This is a genomic window from Flavobacterium sp. KH_035 (assembly GCF_057839565.1).
On record NZ_CM174492.1, the window covers coordinates 4,962,216 to 4,984,974 of the forward strand.

Here is a 22,759-nt window from a genome sequence, read left to right on the forward strand (position 1 = left end):
AAACAAAAATACAACGTATTGAAAAACAACCAATTAACTCATTTGCATAGCTAAAAAATATTCCAAAATTCTATCTTTTTCAAAAAAAAATAACCAAACTTTTGGTTTTTATTATATTAAAATTAACTTTGTCTATAGGATTAGTAGAGTTTAAAATAATATTTGAAACCAAAAAAACTATATTTTGAAAACAACCGAAAGCATATCGTATTACATTCTTCCTAAAAAATATACTTATAACACTTTTTGTTATATGTGCTTCTGTTGCTAAACCTCAGCAATTTTTTCGTTTGCATTCGATTCCTTTTTGTACCGAATCATTTTAAAGCGAATTTTTAAATACACCATAAAATTTTTATTGAAATTTCCAAGTCGGTTTGATGCATTCATTTGTATCAAAAGGAGTACTGAAACTATACCTATACTTTAAAAAGAAAATAATTAACAACTAAAAAAAACAAAATGAAAAATATGCAAGGCTGTTGCTGTAAATAAAAAAAGCCATTTCTGCGGCAACAGAAATGGCAAGGCTTAAAGAACATTTATCACTAAATCAAGAATTCCATTAGAGAGTTGAAAATTCAACTTTCAAGGCTTCTTGTTAATTACTTAAACCAGTACAAAGAAATGAAAAAAAAATTAAAAATATACTCATTCCTGTTTCTCCTCCTCCTATCGGCAGGAATTAATGCCCAAAATACAACACCTCTTATACAATCAAAACTGGATGGAACAGTTTTAGACGACATTACCAACCAGCCTATTATTGGTGCTTCTGTTATTATTAAAGGAACTACTCACGGTGTTCAGACAGATGCCGAAGGAAAATTTTACTTTCAAACCGGACAGAAATTCCCTTATACTTTAATCGTAACTTATATTGGATATAAAAAATCAGAGATTATAGTCGAAAAAAATCCAATTACCATTCATCTAAAAGAAGAACGTCAGGAGCTGGACGAATTGGTGGTTGTTGGTTATGGCTCTCAAAAGAGAAAAGACATTACAGGTGCTGTGTCCTCTGTACCTAAAGCCAATTTAAGTCAGGTAACCTCATCGGCAGATAACTTACTGCGCGGTGCTATACCGGGGGTGGTAGTCACACAAAGTTCGGGACGTCCCGGAGCCTCTTCAAGTGTACGAATCAGGGGAGGAAACTCTATTACAGCCGGTAATGAACCGCTTTATGTAGTTGACGGAATTTTAATTTATAACGACAATAACAACAGTACAGCAGGAGTTTCAAATGCGGGAGCGACTGTTAATGTACTATCAACGATTAACCCCGGTGATATCGAATCTATTGAGGTACTAAAAGATGCTTCTGCCACTGCTATTTACGGCTCCCGTGGCGCAAATGGTGTAGTCATTATCACCACTAAAAAAGGAACAAAAGGTCAGGACAATATTTCATACCAAGGTTATATTGGATTCCAGAATGTGTCGAAAAAACTGAATTTACTGAACGCCAGCCAATGGGCAAGCCTGCGTAATGATGTTCAGGCCAGTATTGGTCAGGCTCCTTCTTTTACTGCTGCTCAGATCGAAGCTTTAAAAACTTCGGAAGGATACGACTGGCAATCGGCTGCTTTTAGAACGGCTGCTCCTATTCAGAATCATCAATTGTCTTTTTCAGGAGGTGATGAACGCTCCCGATATGCAATTTCGGCTGGTTATTTTCAACAGGACGGAATTGTAATTGCCTCTGATTTCAAACGTATCTCGCTTCGTGTTAATTACGAAAGAAACTATTCTCAGAATTTTAAATTTGGAGTAAATGCCAACTATAGCAATTCGGTTGCAAATGGTATTGGTACCAATGGTGGTTCTTCTGCCGGAAGACAACCTAATCCGCTAGTTGTCGCTTTGTATCAGCCACCGGTAGTTCCGATTAAAAATGCCGACGGAAGCTATAACTTGACCAATAATCCTTATGCAACAGCTGTTAACGGAGTCATTGCTAATCCAATAAATGACCTTGTTAGTACGACCAACGAAACTAAAATCAATCGAATCCTGACCAGTTTATTTGGCGAATATAAAATCACCAAAAAACTAACCGCAAAAGTGGCTGTTAGTGGTGATGTGATCAATACCAAACAAAATTACTATGCACCGGCAACTACCACTACAGGTGCAGGAACTAAAGGTTTTGGTTCTGTCGGAGACCGCTTAGTAAGCTCTGTACTGAATGAAAACACCTTGAACTACAACACTAATTTTGGTGAAAACCACAAATTTTCAGCCTTGGGCGGATATACTCTTCAATATACGCAAGGTGAAGTTGTGAATGCGGGAGCTCAATTTTTTGTCAATGACGCCAATACGTACAACGCTTTGCAAGATGGTGTGCCTTTAAAACCTTATACAGATGCTTTCGAGAGTGTTTTAAAATCCTGGTTAACCAGAGTTAATTATTCGTATAAAGGAAAATACAATTTTACGCTTTCTGCCCGTGCAGACGGATCTTCAAGATTTGGTTCGAAGTCGCTTTGGGGGTATTTCCCGTCAGCAGGATTTTCGTGGAATATTACCGACGAATCTTTTGCAAGTAATATCAAAGGCGTAACCGAAGCTAAACTAAGAATAACTGCCGGAACAACCGGTAACCAGGAAATTGGAAATTATCTTTCTCTTGCTCAAATGGCTTCTGTAAACTATTCCTTCGGAGGAACTCTGCAAACTGGTTTAGCTCCTACCCGACTAGCCAATCCGGACTTGAAATGGGAAAAAACAAATCAATACAATGTTGGATTGGATTTATCCTTGTTAGACCGCAAAATCAATTTTGTTTTTGATGTGTACTACAAAAAAACAAACGATTTGTTGATCAATGTACCTATTCCGTTGACCTCAGGATATGCAACTGTGCTTCAAAACATTGGAGGGGTTGAAAATAAAGGGGTTGAAATTGGCCTGATTACCGAAAACCTAAAAACAGAAAACTTTTCATGGAATTCTAACATCGTTTTCTCTGCCAATAAAAACAAAGTCGTTTCTATTGGAAATGGAGTGGATCAATTTTTTCCAGTAGTGCCAAACGGCTCTTTACTACAGCAACAACCGGTAACAGTAAAAGTAGGATTGCCATTGGGAACTTTCTGGGGGTACAAAACCAATGGAATTTTCCAGACACAGGAAGAAGTAAACACTCAGCCAAAAATAAACAGTTTAGCCAACACAAAAGTTGGAGACCGAAGATATGTAGATACCAACGGAGATGGCGTAATTACAGCTCTTGACAAAAGTAATCTTGGAAGTTCACAACCAAAATTTGTGGGAAGTTTTAGCAACACGGTTTCCTATCGCGACTTTGATCTTAACTTTTCATTCCAGGGATCTTATGGAGGTAAAGTATTCAATGCTTTAAATCAGCAACTGGAAATTTCTACGCTGGGTACGAATGCCAATGTTACACTGGAAGATCGTTGGACGCCTACAAATCCAAGCAATGAAGTTCCGAGAGCGACTAGTTCTCCATTAGGAATTGTTTCAGAACGTTATGTGGAAGATGCTTCTTTCCTGAGATTAAAATTAATCACATTAGGTTATACTTTACCAAAAAGCCTTTCGAAAAGACTGGGAGCTAAAAGTATCAAATTTTATGTCTCTGCCGAAAACTTAATTACATGGACAAAATACACAGGGTATGATCCTGAGGTAAGTTCCTACGAGCAAAACAATTTATATCCAGGAATTGATTTTGGTTCTTATCCGAATTCAAAAACATTCATCTCCGGCCTAAACGTAACTTTCTAAGTAAAAAAATATAACATGAAAAAGATAATTCTAACATTCCTATTAAGTGCCGGACTATTGGTATCGTGCACCGATCTAGAGGTCACACCTACCTCTTTTGTAACCGAAGACAACTACTTTAAAACACAAGACGATGCTGTAGCAAGTGTAACAGCTGTCTACGCTTCACTAAGTCTTGATCCGGGAGAGCAGAGTTTGTTTGGGAGAAACTTATATTTCCTGACCGATATGGCTTCGGATTATGCTGCAGCGGGAGTTTCGGCAACCAATCCACAAGTTAGAGCTTTAAGCAGTCTGACGCATGATGCTACTTCTGACCGTGTTCAGGTGGCGTGGCGTCAAATCTATGCGGGAATAAACAGAGCCAATGTAGCTATTGATAACATTCCAAAAGTAGTTGGTTCAGACGCTGTTAAAAACAGATTGATCCTGGAAGCCAAATTCATCAGAGGGTTACTGTATTTTCAGGACGTACGACTTTGGGGCGGAGTTCCAATTGTTTTGCACGAACCTACTTCTATTCAGTTAGAGAGTTTAAAATCGAAAAGAGCGACAGTACAGGAAGTTTACAATCAGATTATTTCAGATTTAAAAGAGGCCGAAGCGCTGCCGCCTGCTTATGCTGCAACAGATGCGGGACGTGCTACATCGGGAGCTGCAAAAGCAATTCTAACCAAGGTGTACCTTACGAGAAAAGACTATCCAAATGCTATTTTAAAAGCCAAAGAAGTGATCAACGGCGGATATGGATATGCTCTTTTCGAAAATTTTCAGGATATTTTCACGAAAACCAAAAAGAACGGGAAGGAACATATATTCTCTGTTCAGTTTGAACCCAATCAAGCCGGAAACGGATCTAGCGGAAGTACTTTTCAGGCCACTTCTTTTACCGGATTCACTGCTACAGAACCTGCCGATATTATTTCGGATGTCGCGTTGTTCTATGACATTTACGCCGCCGGAGACACCAGACGCGATGTAAGTTATGCCAAACAATTACCAGTTCCCGGTACAGCAAACGTTTATACTTTTCCAAAGCCAATCTTTAAAAAATATTTGGATTTAACCAATCTGGCCACTCCGTCTAATGTCTCAATCAATTTTCCGATAATTCGTTATGCCGATATTTTACTGTCTTTAGCAGAAGCGATAAACGAACAGGGACCACCAACACCTGAAGCCTATGAGCTAATCAATCAGGTAAGAAGAAGAGCTTTTGGAAAACCGATCAACACGCCCGACGCAACAGTAGACTTAGCGGGATTGACACAAACAACGTTTAGAGCAGCCCTGCAAGAAGAACGAAAAAAAGAATTTGTTCAGGAAGGACAACGCTGGTTTGATTTGGTTCGTTGGGGAACTTTGGTTACCGAAGTCAAAAAAGTACTGGCGAAAAACTCCGTTTCTGAACGAAATAATTTATACCCGATTCCGCAAAGCGAAAGAAATATTGATCCTGTTGGATTACCTCAAAACCCCGGATATTAATTAAAACCACCACTATAAAAACGAATAAATTATGAAAAATTTCAAATACCCTAGTAAAAGTAAGAGCCTCAAAAAAGGACTCTTATTTACTGCGCTGCTTGTAGCACAATTGAGTTTTGCGCAAAACAATCCGAATGCTGATTTTAAAGGTGTAGTCGGAAAAACGCTGGCCGATTCTAAAGAATATTGGCCAGATCCTGTGAAAGCCCCTGCAGGTGCACCAAATATTGTCTGGATTTTATTAGATGATGTTGGTTTTGGAGCCTCAAGCACTTTTGGAGGTTTAATTCAGACGCCAACTTTTGATAATTTGGCTAATAATGGTCTGCGTTACACCAACTTTCACACCACTGCTATTTGTGCCCCTACCCGTGCCGCTCTTTTAACCGGAAGAAATTCAGGAAAAGTACACGTAAGCGGATTTTCACATACCGTTTTATCAGCAGGTTTCCCGGGTTGGGATGGAAGAATTCCATCTGATAAAGGAACAATTGCCGAAATTTTAAGAGACAAAGGATACAATACTTTTGCCGTGGGAAAATACGGTTTGACTCCTGATGAAGAAGCTACCGATGCAGGGCCTTTCGACAGATGGCCTACCGGAAAAGGTTTCGAACATTTTTTCGGTTTCTTAGGATCACAAACCGATCAGTACAAACCTGATTTGGTAGAAGACAACGCACATATTACACCTGACGGAAGACACTTAACGGATCAGATTACGGATAAAGCCATTAGCTATATTACCAAACAGCATAAAGCGGCACCAGACAAACCTTTCTTTTTGTACTATGCTCCCGGAGCGGTTCATGCACCACATCAGGTGGCAGAATCCTGGAGCGATGCGTACAAAGGAAAATTTGATGAAGGCTGGGATGCTTATCGCGAAAAAGTACTGGCCAACCAGAAAAAACTGGGTGTAGTTCCTGCTAATGCCATCTTACCGGAACGCAATCCACTGATTACCGACTGGAAAAAACTAACACCGGATCAAAAGAAAGTCTACGCCAGATTCATGGAAGTTTATGCCGGATATCTGACCTATACCGATCACGAAATTGGAAGAATCGTAGAACATTTAAAACAAACCAATCAACTGGAGAATACTTTAATTTTTGTTGCAATTGGGGATAATGGCGCTAGTAAAGAAGGTACTACGCAAGGTACAATCAATCAGAGTTTATTTGCTCAGGGCGGATCTGACGAGGAAAATCTACAGAAAAATCTAAACAATATCGGAGAGATTGGAACTGCAAAAGGACTGAACACCAATTATCCGCTGGGATGGGCTCAGGCAACAAATGTTCCTTTTAAAAACTGGAAACAAGATGCACAATCTGAAGGAGGAACCCGTAATCCGTTGATTGTTTTTTACCCAAAGGGAATTAAAGAAAAAGGCGGAGTCAGAAACCAGTACAGTCACGTAACCGACTTACTTCCAACCACTTTAGACATTGCAGAAATTAAAGCTCCTGAATATATCCGAGAAGTAAAACAGGATGCTCTTCAGGGTTCAACCTTCTACGCTTCACTAAATGATGCCAAGACGCCGTCTTTACACAATATCCAATACTATTATATTTTTGGAAACAGAGCCATTTACAAAGATGGCTGGAAAGCAGGCGCAGCACACCTGCCGGATTCTTTTGCTGTAAAAAAATCGCTGGGTAAAAACGAAAAACCTACCGAAAGCAATTTCGATGCTGATGTATGGGAGTTGTATAACCTCAACGAAGATTTCAACGAGCGCAATGACCTGGCTAAAAAATACCCTGAAAAATTGGCCGAACTAAAAAAATTGTTTGAAGAACAAGCCAAAGAGAATAATGTTTACCCGTTGATTGACTGGCAGGATGTGTACAACAGAAGAATACACAACACTACCGCCGACAAAGGCAAAACATTACAGGACCTGATTCAGCAAGCCACCAGACCAGGAAATGCTAAATAATAAATCCAATAGCGATTCAGGTCTTTTGACAACATTTTGAAACCTGAATCGCTTTTAATTTAAATCATTATGAAAAAAGTAGATTTTGAAATTATAGGAAAAAAAATCATCGTGGGAGCGATTATTTTTTTAGTTCCGCTAATTATTCTGGCGGGAGGTTTAACATTAATTAATAACTTTTTAAAATAAGAAATCATGGCAACAACAGCTTATAATTCAAAGAGCAAACTTACCAGAGATTTAAGCATTAGTCTCCTTATTTATTCTCTGCCTGTCGTGGCAATTTTTCTTTATTTCAAACTAACGAATGGTTTGGTCACCGAATCTCATCTTACGTTACCGTCATTTTTAGAATTTGCAAAACCGGCTTTCGAAAATATCAGAACCTGGGGATTAACTGCTTTTATGTTAATCTTGGGAGTTATCGAATTTACTGCAGGTTTGTACGATGACCAATGGACGGGCGAAGAACGCAAAGTCGATATCGTTTGTTTTCTGGCCCCAAAATTGCTTTTGCCCCCGGTAATTGCCTTTTTTAGTCTGACCGCATTACCGTATTTAATCCCTAATCTTGCCAACTCGCTTTCGTGGGTTCCATTTTGGGGAGGCTTTTTCCTTATCGCGATAGCCGATGATTTAACGCAATACTGGTACCACCGTCTGCACCATCAGGTTCCTTTTTTATGGCGTTTTCATCGAACGCACCATTCCGCGCCTTACATGGGCATGGCAATGGCATCCAGACAAAACTTTATTTACACGGTCTTCTTTTCTCAGATTTACTTAACCGCCACTTTAACCTATTTAGGTTTAGGATTGCCGGCCTTGTTCGTATTAGTCATTAAAAGTTTGATTACTCTGGGAGCTCACTCGAGTATTGCCTGGGATAAACCATTTTACAAATACAAAGTTTTACATCCAATTGCATGGGTTTTAGAACGTTTAATTTCGACTCCGGCAACCCATCACGCGCATCATGCTGACACCAGCGGAGACGGTGTTGGACATTTCAAAGGGAACTTCGGAAATATGTTTTTCATCTGGGATATCATTTTCGGAACAGGTTTGATCACTAGAAAATTCCCAAAATCATACGGAATGAAGTCGTACAAGCAAGAAGAATGGTACGCACAATTTCTTTGGCCAATTTTCAAATCCAAAAAAGAAGGAAGCGCTTTGGCTGAAGGAGTACTAGCTGTTCCGGTTCGTCAGAAAGTAGAAAATACGATTCCAAATCCGGCTTATTATGAGCAGGTTCAATCTTAAAGATCATGAAAAAAAATAAATTAATCCAAAACAGTATTGCGATCGTGATACTGTTTTTCTCCGGAATTAGCTTTGCACAGCAAAAAGCATCCAACACCGTTTCTTTAGACGTTTTTTATGCTAAAATTCAAAGCGAAAAAAAGCCACAGATCATTGATGCACGTGGTCCTGAAGAATTTGCACTGAACCATATCAATGGTGCTCAAAATTTTAATCTGGAATCAAAGGATTACACCAAACGTATCGCTGCCTTAGATAAAACAAGGCCAGTCTTCACCTATTCTATTGGAGCAGGAAGAAGTGTCTGGCTTGCAGAGGAATTGCTGAAAAATGGTTTTAAAGAAGCCTACAGTTTAGAAGGCGGAATTGCCAATTGGATTGGAAACGGAAAACCTTTTTACTCCAATTCAAAAAGCAAATTGACCTTAGCCGAATACAATAAAATCATAACTGAAAATAATGACGTTCTGGTTGATATTGGTTCTGTATACTGTGGCGCCTGCAAAAAAGTAAAACCTGTTTTAGAAACCATCAGAGCGCAATACGGCAATAATTTAAAAATCATTGAAATTGATTTGGAAGACAGCCCGCAGGTAATTGCCGATTTGAAAACTGTAAAAGTGTTCCCAACTTTGATTTTATACAAAAAAGGAAAAATTGTTTTCAAAAGAGAAGGTTTGAGTGATTTAAAAAATGATGTCGATGTCGCTTTGGCTTCGAAATAAAAATCGCTAAATAATCGAATACAAACCCGACAGGTTTCAAAAACCTGTCGGGTTTAATACAGTAAAACAAACAATAAAATGTCGACCCAAACCAAACAATTTACCCTTCACGAAGATTGGACTGTCGTAGTCCTTGGATTTATCATCATCGGAATTTCTCTTTTTATTTTTCTACCTGAGATCCCTGTTTTCAAATGGTCAACCGAAACCGATTTATTAGTGAACGTGTTTAATTCCGGAAACCTAAAAATCATTGGCTTACAATTTTTATACCTGATTGCGATTGGAACACTTGGTGCTTTTTTAATTGGAAAATCGGTCAAAAACTTTCTACTGGGTTTTCCAATAGTATATTCTTTAACAATTTTAGCTTTAATTATCTCCGGAAACACAATCCTAAAAGGGCTAAACCTGGAAGCGGTGATTTTTAGTTTAATCATAGGTCTCTGTCTGGGTAATTTTTTCATCCTTCCAAGGTGGTTTCGTTCCTCTCTTTCAACAGAGGTATTTGTCAAAATTGGCTTGGTATTACTAGGAACCACTGTTATTTTCTCAGACATTCTAAAAGCCGGTTCATTAGGACTTATTCAGGCTTTAGTGGTTGTACTGTCGGTTTGGTACTTTGCCTTCTGGCTGTGCAAAAAACTAAAAGTTGACGATGAATTAACCCTGATGATCTCAAGCGCCGTATCGATCTGTGGTGTTTCTGCTGCGATTGCCACTTCGGGCGCTATAAAAGGTGATTCTAAAAAACTGTCCTATGTAATTTCTGTCGTTTTGGTTACCGCCATCCCCATGATGATTTTCATGCCTGTAATTGCCCAATATTTCAACTTTCCCGAAGAAGTAACAGGAGCATGGTTAGGCGGTAGTATTGACACATCTGGAGCCGTTGCCGCTTCGGGTTCGTTAGTAGGCGAAACGGCTTTAAAAATTAGTACGATTGTCAAATTTTCTCAAAATGTATTATTAGGCTTAGCGGCTTTTGCTATATCCGTATACTGGACCTATACACACAACAAATCAACCGAAGCTGTTTCATCAAAACCAACCTTAGCTGTTATTTGGGAACGTTTTCCAAAATTCGTTATCGGTTTTATCGCCGCTTCACTCCTCTTTTCTTTCCTGCTGACTGCGGAGGTTAGAGACGAAGTAAAAGACAGTTTAAAAAACCTGCAGAGTATCTGGTTTGCATTGGCTTTTACCAGTATCGGACTGGAAACTCACTTTAAAGATTTATGGAACAATACCAGCCGAAAACCGCTATATGCCTTTTTAATCGCACAATTATTCAATGTCATTGTCACCCTGATTATTGCCTTTTTACTGTTTAGTAAATAACGATCTGAATCCTTTTTGGAATATATCAGAGCGTAACTTGTTGTACCTAAAAGACATTCTGCTAAAAATAAAAAGTATAGGTATCTAAAAAAATCATAATTTTCTATAATTTTCAAAGCCTATGTTTCTATCTGTCAAATAGATTCCACTAATGATAAAACCAACCTCAGCAACTCACAACATGAATTAAAATGAAAAAAACACTTCTTACACTAAATGTACTGCTTTCGACCGTGCTTTTAGTTTCCGCACAAAATAAAACTACGGCCGATTCTTCAAAACCAAATATCATTTTGATTATGGTGGATGATATGGGATATTCTGATTTAGGAAATTACGGCTCCGAAATTAAAACACCAAATCTCGACAAACTGGCTAGTGAAGGTTTGCGTCTGCGCGAATTTTACAACAACTCCATTTGCGCACCTACCAGAGCCTCGCTGTTAACAGGGCAATATCAGCATAAGGCCGGAATGGGATTTTTTGATATTAACCTGGGACTTCCCGCTTATCAGGGTTATTTGAACAAAGAGTCTTTAACATTGGGCGAGGTTTTCCGTTCCGGAGGTTACAGCACTTTACTTTCGGGAAAATGGCATGTAGGCTCTCTAGATCAGTCGCAATGGCCCAATCAGAGAGGCTTTGATAAGTTTTACGGAATCTTAAAAGGAGCTTCCAGTTATTTTGATGCCAAACCTTTGCCTTTCGGAAAAACACCTTATCCGGTAAAATTGCTTCTAAATAATGAAGAGCTTCACCCAAAAGACGATTCGTATTATTTTACAGATGAGATCGGAAACAATGCAGTGTCTTTTCTGGACGGACAAAACAAAGAAAATAAACCTTTCTTCCTTTACTTAGCCTTCACGGCACCACACTGGCCACTGCAGGCAAAACCAGTGGATATTGCCAAATACAAAGGGAAATTTGACGAAGGCTGGGATGTACTAAGAGAAAAAAGAATCGAAAAACTAAAAGCAAACGGTATTTTACCCGCCAATCAAACTGTATCTACAAGAGACCCTGAAGTTCCGGAATGGAATAAACTGACTTATGATGAAAAACAATTCTGGAAAGCCAAAATGGAGGTCTACGCTGCAATGGTAGACAACATGGATCAAAATGTGGGTAAAGTTCTAAACAAACTAAAAGCATTAAAAAAAGATAAAAACACCCTCATTATTTTTATTTCAGACAATGGTGCGCAGGGTGGTTTTAATACTTACAATCCTTTAGGAAGAGGTTTGGTCCGAAATGATGGTCCAATTGGGACCTCGGGTTCTTTTGATTATCAGGAACAAAACTGGGCTTATTTGTCTAACACACCTTTACAGCAATACAAAAACAATATGCACGAAGGCGGTTTCAGTTCACCTTTTATTGCCTGGTATCCTTCAAAAATAAAAAGCGGACGAATTGATAAAGGAACCGGACATATTATTGACCTGGCTCCTACTTTTTATGAATTGGCCGGAATTGAATATCCAAAAGAATACAATAGTGTAAAATCTAATCCATTAGCAGGGAAAAGTCTGCTGCCGGTATTATTCGATAATGCTTCGGAAGTCGACAGAGGAGCCCCACTGTTTTGGGAAAGAGCCGGAAACAGAGCCGTACGCGATGGAAAATGGAAGCTGGTTTCGACTTACCCGTCATACGAATGGGAACTTTATAATATTGAAACTGACCGTGGCGAAACGACCAATGTAGCGCAACAAAACCCCGCTGTTGTCAACAAACTGTCTGCTTCTTACTTTGATTGGGCTGATCAGACAGGAGTTGTAGAATACAGTAAATTCAAACTAAAACAGGAAGTTATGCCAGGTGGCGCAGCCTTAAAAAAGTAATTAAAGCTTCTTTTTACATTTTATAAAGCATTTAAAAAGACAGAAAAATAAGTAAAAAACAACTCTTACTTATTTTTCTGTCTTTTTTTATATTCGAAAACAAATAAAAACAAACAACTCAAAATCAGCATTTTAAAACGAAATCTATTCTACAGTTTACCTGTTTTCTTGCACTCATCTGAATAAATTTTAAAAAACTTTTGGATTTTATTATTTTAAATTTAACTTTATCTATAGAATTAGTAGAGATTAAATTTTAAAAAACTACATTTTGAAAACAACTGCAAGTACATCGAATTATATCCTTCCAAAAAAATATACCTATAACACTTTTTGTTATATGTGCTTCTGCCGTTAATTCTTCCCATTATTTCGTTTTGAATCGATTTCACTTATAAAATAAAAATTCATCCCCAAGTACAAACAGATCCCCTCTTTGGTAACGGGTACCAAACCGGATCACCATATCAAGCAAAAATATCATTCGGTTAAATGCGGGTTCTGCCTTGATTAACCTTATGATTCAATAATTTAGACATTATTATACTGTAAATTAAACGGTTTTTATTTCGGAGGTTTTTAGTTTTAAGCTAAATTTACTAGTACGATAAAATTGTTTTTTTACGAATGAAAGTTCTTAAAATACTACAACAAAAAATAAATTAACCATTAAACCATTAAGCCATGGCTGAAACAAAACAACAACAAACAGCATTAGGAGATGTTGCAGCAAGACAATTAGCAATTGCAACACGTACCGTTCCTCAAATTGGAACAATTACACCACGTTGGTTAACGCATCTTTTGCATTGGACACCAGTAGAATCGGGTGTATTCCGTTTGAATAAAGTAAAAGACGGAAGCCATATCGAAGTAGATTGTTCTGCAAGAGACGAAAGGGTTTTACCCAATACTTTTGTCGATTATATCGATAATCCGAGAGAATATAATCTGGCTGCAGTTCAAACGATTGTTGAAGTACATACAAGAGTTTCAGATTTGTACAGTAAACCGTACAATCAGATTTCTGAACAACTTAGATTGGCGATCGAAACCATTAAAGAGCGTCAGGAAAGCGAATTAATCAACAATAAAGATTATGGTTTGCTCAGCAATGTTGCGCCTTCGCAAATTATTAAAACCAGAACTGGTGCACCAACGCCAGATGATCTGGACGAATTACTAACCAAGGTATGGAAAGAACCGGGTTTCTTTTTATTGCATCCTTTAGCAATTGCAGCTTTTGGCCGTGAATGTACACGTCGTGGTGTTCCTCCTCCTACGACCTCTTTGTTTGGATCTCAATTTTTAACATGGAGAGGAATTCCGCTTATCCCGTCAGACAAATTACCAATCAAAGACGGAAAATCAAAAATCATTCTATTGCGCACAGGCGAAAGCCGTCAGGGAGTTATCGGATTAATTCAGCCAGGATTACAAGGCGAACAATCACCGGGATTATCAGTTCGCTTTATGGGAATAAATGAAAAAGCAATTGCATCCTATCTGGTATCGCTATATTGCTCACTGGCAGTATTGGTAGACGATGCAATTGCCGTTCTTGAAGATGTAGAAATTGGAAAGTACCATGAGTATAAATACTAACAACAACGGTTTACCCAACATTGAGGATTTGCAGCTTTTGGCTAACGAATTGTTCAGTACGTTACCTAACGAATTTCCCAAAGAGATTTCGTTAAGTCCTGATCGTAATGAACATCCCCGTGCCACAAAAGTTGCAGAAACCTTCCTTAATTCGGGGAACTTCAGTGGCCACAACCCGGCAGCCCTGCCCTTGCAGGATGAGCCAGCTTCACCTACTGCTTTACCAGCATTTAGCGGATTTGGAGCAGCGCCAAACGTTGCCAACTATGGTTCAGGAGCTTCGGCTTTATATCCAAATGCCGGAGCCGGATTTGATCCTCAAAGTGAAACTTCTCCATTGGGAATTTCACACGGAAATAATGTAAATGTCAACAATCCGCAAACCGGTTTTTATGACGAAAATTTTGGGAATAACGGAACCGCTCAGCTAAATGAAGAAAGTTTTTTTTCGAAATTGTTTTTAAATAATGAATACCTGCCTTTTCAATCCCAAGGTTCTTCGTTTGAAACGGAATTAAAAGCAGCGTTGGCTTTTGTGGATACACAATTTACAAAACGTACCAACCTTCCATTAAACGGAAATGAGATATCAAATTCATATTATTTTTTAGAGCAAAATCCGTTTGCTTTTGATCAGAGAAATTCGAATTTAATCGTTGGTAATACTTTTGAAAAACAAGATTTTGGGGGTATTTCCACTTCCCATTTTGATGCTAATCGAATTAAAAAAGATTTTCCTATTCTAAGAGAAACCATAAATGGAAAACCTTTGGTTTGGTTTGATAATGCTGCCACAACACAAAAACCGCAATCGGTTATTGATCGTATTGCCTACTTCTACGAACATGAAAATTCGAATATCCATCGTGCTGCACATGAATTGGCTGCACGCGCATCGGATGCTTATGAAGCTGCACGCGAAAAAGTAAAAACGTTCCTGAATGCTGGCTCCGTAAACGAAATCGTATTTGTTCGTGGTGCCACTGAAGGTATTAATCTTGTGGCACAAAGTTGGGGTGATTATAATTTAGTTGCCGGCGACGAAATCATTGTCAGCAATTTAGAACATCATGCGAATATTGTTCCGTGGAAACGTCTGGCAGATAAAAAAGGATTAAAACTTCGTGTAATTCCGGTTGACGATGACGGACAAATTTTACTCGATGAATATGCAAAATTGCTGAATTCAAAAACACGTCTGGTTGCTTTTACTCAGGTATCAAATGCATTGGGAACGGTAACACCGGCCAAAAAGATTGTTGAAATGGCTCATGCTGTTGGAGCAAAAGTTCTAATTGATGGTGCACAATCGGTTTCACATATGAAGGTTGATGTTCAGGATTTAAATCCCGACTGGCTGGTTTTCTCCGGACACAAACTTTTTGGGCCTACAGGAATTGGCGCTTTATACGGAAAGGAAGATTTACTGAATGAAATGCATCCTTACCAATCTGGTGGAAACATGATTCAGGATGTCACTTTTGAGGAAATAAAATACCACAAAGCTCCTAATCGTTTTGAAGCTGGAACAGGAAATATTGCTGACGCAATTGGTCTTGGGGCTGCAATAGATTATGTAACAAAACTAGGAATAGATGCGATCGGTCAGTACGAACATCAGTTGTTAGACTATGCGACAAAATTGCTAAAAGAAATTCCTGGTGTCCGATTGATCGGTACAGCAGCAAATAAGGCAAGTATTCTTTCATTTAATTTGCAAGGCTACACAAACGATCAGGTGGGACAAGCTTTAAATAAAGAAGGTGTTGCGGTACGAACCGGACATCATTGCGCACAGCCTATTTTGCGAAGAATGGGTGTAGAAACTACTGTTCGTCCATCTCTGGCTTTTTACAATACCACCCAGGATGTCGATACTTTTATCAAAACCTTATGGGAACTTAAAAAAGTTAGATTTTAAAAAATAATACAGGGCAATGTCTTCTTAGGCCTTTCTAAAAAAATAGTTACTTTTTTTGATATTTTGAGTAATTATAACCAAAAGCGATTGTTTTCGGACAGTCGCTTTTTTTATGTTAAGAAAAAAGAAACCTATTAAAAAATAACTACATAAAAACAAAAACACTCCAAATCAAATTATATTTTTTGTTAAATCACATTATTTAATTCAAACAAAAAAGAGTTTGATTACATTATAAATAATAAAATTCAATCTTTTTTTGAGGAAGCCCTAAATTCACATCAAAATGTTACAAATGTCACAAAAATAAACACTTGAGTGATTTTTATTACTATACAAAAATAAATCGTTAACAAAAAATTAAGATATTTGAGAGAACTAATCCTAACATATTGAAAAAATGAAAATCAACTTTAAGCTTTTTTTTGGGCTATTGATAGCATTATTTGTGCAAATAGCCAATGCACAGGAAGAATCTATTACAGGTAAAGTTACGGATTCAAAACGAGTTCCGCTTCCGGGGGTAAACATCGTCGTAAAAGGAACCAAAACCAGTACTCAAACAGATTTTGACGGGAATTTTAAAATAGCCGCTAAAAAAGGAGACATCCTTACGGTGAGCTATGTAAGTTTTACCACCGTACATGTTCCCGCTTCAAATGCAATGACCATTACATTAATCGAAACTCAAAACGAACTGGAAGCTGTTCTAGTCGTAGGTTACGGAACACAGACTAAAAAGAATCTAACCGATAATATTGCCCGTGTTACCGCAAAAGATATTCAGCAAATACCCGTTTCAAACGTTCAGAACGCTTTGGTTGGTAAACTTGCTGGTGTACAAATCACCCAAACAAATGGTAAAGTCGAAGGAGGTATAAACATTAGAGTTCGCGGTGCTGCCAGTATTAGTGCCGGTACACAGCCTTTATATGTATTGGACGGAATTCCATTGATTACAGACAACGAATCCAGCAATGGAGCTCCAACAAACCCGTTATTGACTATAAGTCCCAACGAAATTGAGTCTATTGATGTTTTAAAAGATGCCTCATCAGCAGCTATCTACGGTGCACGTGGAGCCAACGGAGTTGTAATCATCACCACCAAAAAAGGAAAAGACGGTAAAGGAACCTTCTCCCTTAATTTCTCGCAAGGAGTTAGTGAAGCTACCCATAAGAAAAAATGGTTAAATGCGAAACAATATGTTGAATTGCTGCGGGAAGCCGGAAGCAATGCTGATGATTTAGCAACTGTAGAAGAAGAACTAGACAGACTGGCACAGGGAACTGACTGGAGAAACGGAGAAATTGATACCGACTGGCAAGACATTGCATTTCAAACAGGATTTACAACCGATGCTGATTTTTCTGTTTCCGGTGGAGACGATAAAACAAAATACTTCTTTTCCGGAGCCTACAACAATACAACCGGAATTATCGACAGCAACAGTCTGGAAAGAATAACTGGAAGATCAAACATATCACATAAAGTCTCAGATCGTTTTACGGCCGGTATGAATATTGGCTTTTCAAGAGCAATCATCGACAGGGTTCAGGATGACAACTCATTTGTATCACCTTTGCAAGTTGTAGCTCAGTCTCCGATATCTCAGGCAAGATTTCCGGACGGAACACCAAATCCAAATACAGAATATGCCAACTATCTTCTGGCGAAAGACAATACTTTTTGGAAAACTGTCATGCGCAGACTTACCGGAAAAGTTTATGGCGAACTAAAATTAGTAAAAGGTCTTAAATTCAATTCTGATTTCTCTTACGATTATTTAACTCAGACTGAAGACTATTGGCAAGGCAAAAATGCTCCGTTTATGGCAACTGATGGTGCTGTATTTGCTTCCTCAGTAAATACCGAAAATTATGTATTTAGTAACTATTTTACTTACGATAAAACATTTGCAGAAAAACATGCCTTGAATGTTGTTGCCGGTATGGAACTTAACAAATACAACCGAAGATATCAGGACGTAAACAGCATCTATTTTCCTAATGATGGTTTTCAAACCATTGATGGAGGAGCCGAAATTAATGAAGGACACGGTAGCGAAGAAGATTATTCTTTTGTTTCTCAGTTCGGAAGATTAAATTATGCTTTTGACGGTAAATACCTTTTCAAAGCCAGTATTCGTCGTGACGGTTCTTCCCGTTTTGGAAAAAATGAACGCTTTGGAGTTTTCCCTGCATTTTCTGCCGGTTGGGTAGTATCAAAGGAAAATTTTCTAAAGGAAAACTCCGTTCTGACCTATTTAAAACTAAAAGGAAGCTGGGGTAAATTAGGAAATGCCGAAATTGGCAACTTTGCTTCACGTCAATTGTACAGGCCAAATCCGTATAACTTAAAATCAGGATTAACATTTGATCAGCCCGGAAATAATAATTTAACCTGGGAAAAATCGACTCAAATTGATTTTGGTGCAGAAATGGGCTTTTTAGATAAAATTACTTTTGAAGCCGATTACTATCAAAAAGATACTGACGGATTACTTTTTGATGTACCACTTCCAAAAAGTGTCGGTGCCGGCGATAATGGAACCGTAAGTAAAAACATTGGAAAAATTAGAAGCAATGGTTTTGAATTCACTTTGAACACAAAAAACATCACAACTGAAAATTTTACCTGGACAACAAGCTTCAATTTAACAACAAACCAGTCTAAAGTAAAATCATTACCAAATAACAATGCAGATGTGATTAATGCCTACACCATTAACAGAGTTGGCGAAAATATTTCATCATTCTACTTGGTTGAATACGCCGGAGTTGATCCCGCAAACGGAGATGCTCTTTTTGTAAAAAACACAAAAAATGCCGATGGAAGCATTGACAAGAGTACGACCAATGACTATAGCGAAGCACAAAGAACAATTCTTGGAAATCCATTTCCAACCTTAATGTCGGGACTTACTAATACCATCCTCTATAAAGGTGTTGACTTTTCATTTACTTTCCAGGGAGAATGGGGAGCCAGTATTTATAACTCTGCCGGAATATACCAATCTACGGCAGCCGACTATTTTGACAATCAAACCTTAGACCAGTTAGACCGCTGGCAAAAACCGGGCGATATTACAAATGTCCCTCAGGCAAGGTTTGGAGGTTCTAACGGTACACAAAACTCAAGCCGTTATCTCGATAAATCCGATTTTGTGCGTCTAAGAAACCTGACTTTAGGATATACATTACCTAAAAAAACAATAAGCGACATGGGAATGAGCAGCTTAAGAGTCTATCTTACAGCCGTTAACTTATTGACTCTTACCAACTATAAAGGTTCTGATCCTGAATCACGAAGAGATGATATCTCAAAAGCGAATCCTAATATTGGACAGGAATTTTATTCGGCTCCACCTGCAAGAACCATCGCTATGGGAGTAAATATTAATTTTTAAATCGATCAAAATGAAATCAAATACTATAGTACTTTTTATACTTTTTACAGTCTTTTTTACAAGCTGTGAAAATGAATTAAATATAGAACCAAGGCAAAGAGAAGACGCTACTGTAACTTTAAGTACAGAGGAGGGAGTCACCAACGTGTTAACAGGAGCTTATGCTCTTGCAGCAAGAGGAAATGCCTACGGAGGAAGAATCTTAGTTTATGCTGAATTATTAGGAGTAACGGGGGTAACCACAACTACCGATTTTAGATTTAGAGGGAGTTATGGTGAATTAAGGCAAATATATCTCAAACAAATGCTTGCCGATAATGTAATCATTACAGGAACTTACGCCAGATATTACGAGATTATAAACGCTACAAATACCGTTATAGACAATATCAACAAGGTAAAAGACCCTGCCAAACAAAGTCGAATGATTGGTGAAGCCAATTTTTTGAGATCACTTGCTTATTTCGATCTGGTACGTTTCTTTGCTAAACCATACGTTAGCGGTCAGGCCAACAATCAACTGGGAGTCGTTATTAGACCTAACGCAATTTATGATTTCAATGTCGATTTATCAAAAGAAAGAAGTACCGTCGATGAAGTATACAAAGTAATTATTGACGGATTAAATATTGCCTATACCAATCTTCCTAAAAACAATAGTTTTTATGCAGATAAGTACGCTGCAAAAGCGTTATTGGCAAGAGTATATCTGCAACAAGGCAATTACGCTCTGGCGAGAGATGCTGCCGATGATGTGATCAAAAATAGCGGACACTCACTTTCAACAAAATATGCAGATGCTTTTAATCATGATGCCGATCAGACCGAAGATATATTTGCCATACAAATTACAAAACAAACCGGGGTGAATGATGCCAACACCTTTTATTCATCAGAAGATAATGGAGGACGCGGAGGTGATATTTCGATAAGAGACCCTTATCTGGACAAATTTACAGACGCCAATGATGATCGTGCAAAATACAACTACGTAAATCCTGTGAATGATCGAGTACTGACATTAAAATTTACCGATCAGTTTGCCAATATTGGAGTAATTCGTCTGGCAGAAATGTATCTAATCAGAGCTGAAGCAAATTTTCAGGCAGGAACAACCGTGGGCAACACGCCTCTTAACGACATCAATTTAATCAGAACAAGAGCCAATGCTGAAAACTTAACCGCAGTAACCCTTAACGATATTTTATTAGAACGCGAATTAGAATTAGGGATGGAAGGATTTTTAATTCACGATCTACGAAGAACAAAACGCTCTATCGATGTAAGTGATGATGGTGATGGATCTAAACTGTTACTCTATGATGCAAATGAATTGGTATTCCCTATTCCGATTTCAGAAATGGATGCCAACAAAAAAATCACTCAAAATCCAGGTTACAGCAAGTAATGTATAAATCAAAAAAACATCCCGTTTAGCGGGATGTTTTTTTACATACTAAAATCAAAAAAAAATCTAATTTTTGAAGTCATTCAGTGATTTCTCGATAATTTCAAGACATTCCTGAATTTGAGTTTCTGTCATCACCAATGGTGGTGCCAGTCTAATTTTATTTCCGTGAGTTGGTTTTGCCAATAATCCATTATCTCTGAATTTCAGGCAAATTTCCCATGCCAGATCCGAATCTTCACCACAATTAATTACAATTGCATTTAACAAACCTTTACCGCGAACCAGGGTAATCAAATCATTACGCTCTGCGATTTCGTTTAATCCTTTTCTTAAAATCACTCCCAGACGTTCTGCATTTTCGGCAAGATTTTCTTCTTTTATTACTTCAAGAGCGGCGATTGCAACTGCAGCAGCAACAGGATTCCCACCAAAAGTAGATCCGTGTTGTCCTGGTTTAATCACATTCATAATTTCATCATTACACAATACTGCTGATACCGGATATACTCCGCCTGAGATTGCTTTACCTAAAATTAAAATATCAGGCTGCACATTTTCATGGTGTACGGCTAATAATTTTCCGGTACGCGCAATTCCGGTCTGAACCTCATCGGCAATAAACAAAACATTATGTTTCTCACACAAGGCTTTAGCTTTCGCCAAATATCCTTCAGAAGGCACATATACTCCTGCTTCACCCTGAATTGGTTCTACTAAAAATCCTGCAATATTCTTTGATGATTCAAGTGCTTTTTCAAGAGCCTCCAGATTATCATATTCAATTTTTATAAATCCATCTGTAAAAGGTCCGAAATTTTTACGCGCCCCTTCATCATTCGAAAATGAAATGATTGTAGTTGTTCTTCCATGAAAGTTATTTTCACAAACAATAACCTGAGCCTGATTTTCAGAAATTCCTTTTACTTCATAAGCCCATTTTCTACATATTTTAAGAGCCGTTTCAACAGCTTCAGCACCAGTATTCATTGGAAGAACTTTATCAAAACCAAAATATTTAGTTACAAATTCTTCATAGTTACCTAATCTGTCATTGTAAAAAGCACGGGAAGTCAAAGTAAGCTTTTGTGCCTGATCAACCATTGCTTTTACGATCTTAGGATGACAGTGCCCTTGATTTACAGCTGAATAAGCAGATAAAAAGTCAAAGTATTTTTTTCCGTCTACGTCCCAAACATATACCCCTTCTCCTCTTTCTAACACGACAGGAAGCGGGTGATAATTGTGAGCTCCGTATTTATTTTCTTTTTCAATCAAAACCTCTGATTTTGACGATAGGCTATTTTCAGTATGAATCATGATCTTTTATTTTATTTTTTTGAAAGCACAAAAGTATTAAAAATTATTCATTATCGGGCTACAAACCTTATTCTTTGACTTTAAAAATCAATTTAAAAGTCAAAATCAATTGTTTTTAGTTTTAAAAAAATCAATTTCACTTATTACAAGTCCATTTTTAAACTCTTTTAATTGAAAAAAATAATTACTTTTATAAATGTTAAAGTGCTGCCGATTATTTGGGGTACTATTCAAGTTTTAACACAATTTAAAAGAATGGATATATTAGACGAATTTGATATTAGTATCATTAAAGAATTAGAAAAAGACGGAAGAATGGCTTTTTCTGCTATTGCTGCTAATTTGAAAATATCAAATACTATGGTGCATCAGCGTATTAACAGAATGATCGAGCAAGGTGTAATTGGTGGCATAAAGCCAATTATCCAGGAAAAAAACATAGGTTACGATTGGGCTTCTTTCACAGGAATCACCCTAAATAAAGATTCCGACTCTGACCGAATTATTGAGGAATTAAAAGGAATTCCTGAAATTACCGAATGTTATTATGTAACTGGATCTTTTACACTTTATATCAAAATTATTGCAAAAAATCACGAACACATGCGCCGCATTCTGTATGAAAAAATCGACGGCATTCCTGGCATCGCCAAAACCGATTCGATTATTGAGTTAGGCTGTGCTTTTAAGCGAAATATTTCTTTGTAGAAATTAGGTCA

General features: G+C 37.8%; 13 protein-coding genes. 12 read left to right on the forward strand and 1 reads right to left on the reverse strand.

What is annotated here, in order from left to right; translation table 11 throughout:
* Positions 1-627: 627 nt before the first annotated feature.
* The 11 genes from AC3IS6_RS20060 (at position 628) to AC3IS6_RS20110 (ending at position 20,720) form a co-directional block, all read left to right on the forward strand.
* Complete coding sequence (locus tag AC3IS6_RS20060) at positions 628-3,759, forward strand: SusC/RagA family TonB-linked outer membrane protein (protein ID WP_489161968.1); 3,132 nt, start codon at positions 628-630, stop codon at positions 3,757-3,759.
* Positions 3,760-3,774: 15 nt separating this feature from the next.
* Positions 3,775-5,247, forward strand: coding sequence for a RagB/SusD family nutrient uptake outer membrane protein (locus tag AC3IS6_RS20065; RefSeq protein WP_489161969.1), 1,473 nt, complete (start codon positions 3,775-3,777; stop codon positions 5,245-5,247).
* 31 nt (positions 5,248-5,278) lie between these two features.
* A complete protein-coding gene (locus AC3IS6_RS20070) occupies positions 5,279-7,198 on the forward strand; it encodes an arylsulfatase (protein ID WP_489161971.1) in 1,920 nt (639 codons plus the stop codon).
* A gap of 195 nt (positions 7,199-7,393) precedes the next feature.
* Positions 7,394-8,464: a sterol desaturase family protein gene (locus AC3IS6_RS20075; RefSeq protein WP_489161973.1), complete on the forward strand. Its 1,071-nt coding sequence runs from the start codon at positions 7,394-7,396 to the stop codon at positions 8,462-8,464.
* Between the two features lie 5 nt (positions 8,465-8,469).
* Positions 8,470-9,189 (forward strand): thioredoxin domain-containing protein, encoded by a 720-nt coding sequence (locus tag AC3IS6_RS20080; RefSeq protein WP_489161975.1) that lies wholly within the window; start codon positions 8,470-8,472, stop codon positions 9,187-9,189.
* A gap of 78 nt (positions 9,190-9,267) precedes the next feature.
* Positions 9,268-10,530, forward strand: coding sequence for a YeiH family protein (locus tag AC3IS6_RS20085; RefSeq protein ID WP_489161977.1), 1,263 nt, complete (start codon positions 9,268-9,270; stop codon positions 10,528-10,530).
* A 191-nt stretch (positions 10,531-10,721) separates the two neighbouring features.
* Complete coding sequence (locus AC3IS6_RS20090; RefSeq protein WP_489161979.1) at positions 10,722-12,377, forward strand: arylsulfatase; 1,656 nt, start codon at positions 10,722-10,724, stop codon at positions 12,375-12,377.
* Positions 12,378-13,061: 684 nt separating this feature from the next.
* Positions 13,062-13,982, forward strand: a complete 921-nt coding sequence (locus tag AC3IS6_RS20095) for a family 2A encapsulin nanocompartment shell protein (protein ID WP_202703368.1) — start codon at positions 13,062-13,064, stop codon at positions 13,980-13,982.
* Positions 13,966-15,903: a family 2A encapsulin nanocompartment cargo protein cysteine desulfurase gene (locus AC3IS6_RS20100; RefSeq protein ID WP_489161981.1), complete on the forward strand. Its 1,938-nt coding sequence runs from the start codon at positions 13,966-13,968 to the stop codon at positions 15,901-15,903. The genes AC3IS6_RS20095 and AC3IS6_RS20100 overlap by 17 nt, the downstream gene beginning before the upstream one ends.
* Before the next feature lie 400 nt (positions 15,904-16,303).
* Positions 16,304-19,312 carry a SusC/RagA family TonB-linked outer membrane protein gene (locus tag AC3IS6_RS20105; RefSeq protein ID WP_489161982.1) on the forward strand — a complete coding sequence of 1,003 codons (3,009 nt, stop codon included), beginning with the start codon at positions 16,304-16,306 and terminating at the stop codon, positions 19,310-19,312.
* 10 nt (positions 19,313-19,322) lie between these two features.
* The gene (locus tag AC3IS6_RS20110) at positions 19,323-20,720 is read left to right on the forward strand and encodes a RagB/SusD family nutrient uptake outer membrane protein (protein ID WP_489161984.1); all 1,398 of its coding nucleotides are present in this window, start codon (positions 19,323-19,325) and stop codon (positions 20,718-20,720) included.
* 66 nt (positions 20,721-20,786) lie between these two features.
* Here AC3IS6_RS20110 and rocD read toward each other — a convergent pair whose 3' ends face one another.
* On the reverse strand, positions 20,787-22,040 hold the full coding sequence (gene rocD, locus AC3IS6_RS20115; protein WP_489161986.1) for an ornithine--oxo-acid transaminase: 1,254 nt from the start codon (positions 22,038-22,040) through the stop codon (positions 20,787-20,789).
* A 255-nt stretch (positions 22,041-22,295) separates the two neighbouring features.
* On the opposite strand from rocD, the gene AC3IS6_RS20120 reads away from it, so the two are divergent.
* On the forward strand, positions 22,296-22,748 hold the full coding sequence (locus AC3IS6_RS20120; protein WP_263361487.1) for an Lrp/AsnC family transcriptional regulator: 453 nt from the start codon (positions 22,296-22,298) through the stop codon (positions 22,746-22,748).
* Positions 22,749-22,759 lie beyond the last annotated feature (11 nt).

Excerpts from the sequence above, each read along its gene's own strand:
- AC3IS6_RS20070 (WP_489161971.1), top strand. The coding sequence starts at position 5,279 with ATGAAAAATTTCAAATACCCTAGTAAAAGTAAGAGCCTCAAAAAAGGA.
- AC3IS6_RS20060 (WP_489161968.1), top strand. The coding sequence starts at position 628 with ATGAAAAAAAAATTAAAAATATACTCATTCCTGTTTCTCCTCCTCCTA.
- AC3IS6_RS20100 (WP_489161981.1), top strand. The coding sequence starts at position 13,966 with ATGAGTATAAATACTAACAACAACGGTTTACCCAACATTGAGGATTTG.
- AC3IS6_RS20065 (WP_489161969.1), top strand. The coding sequence starts at position 3,775 with ATGAAAAAGATAATTCTAACATTCCTATTAAGTGCCGGACTATTGGTA.
- rocD (WP_489161986.1), bottom strand. The coding sequence starts at position 22,040 with ATGATTCATACTGAAAATAGCCTATCGTCAAAATCAGAGGTTTTGATT.
- AC3IS6_RS20075 (WP_489161973.1), top strand. The coding sequence starts at position 7,394 with ATGGCAACAACAGCTTATAATTCAAAGAGCAAACTTACCAGAGATTTA.
- AC3IS6_RS20120 (WP_263361487.1), top strand. The coding sequence starts at position 22,296 with ATGGATATATTAGACGAATTTGATATTAGTATCATTAAAGAATTAGAA.
- AC3IS6_RS20110 (WP_489161984.1), top strand. The coding sequence starts at position 19,323 with ATGAAATCAAATACTATAGTACTTTTTATACTTTTTACAGTCTTTTTT.
- AC3IS6_RS20105 (WP_489161982.1), top strand. The coding sequence starts at position 16,304 with ATGAAAATCAACTTTAAGCTTTTTTTTGGGCTATTGATAGCATTATTT.
- AC3IS6_RS20090 (WP_489161979.1), top strand. The coding sequence starts at position 10,722 with ATGAAAAAAACACTTCTTACACTAAATGTACTGCTTTCGACCGTGCTT.
- AC3IS6_RS20095 (WP_202703368.1), top strand. The coding sequence starts at position 13,062 with ATGGCTGAAACAAAACAACAACAAACAGCATTAGGAGATGTTGCAGCA.
- AC3IS6_RS20085 (WP_489161977.1), top strand. The coding sequence starts at position 9,268 with ATGTCGACCCAAACCAAACAATTTACCCTTCACGAAGATTGGACTGTC.
- AC3IS6_RS20080 (WP_489161975.1), top strand. The coding sequence starts at position 8,470 with ATGAAAAAAAATAAATTAATCCAAAACAGTATTGCGATCGTGATACTG.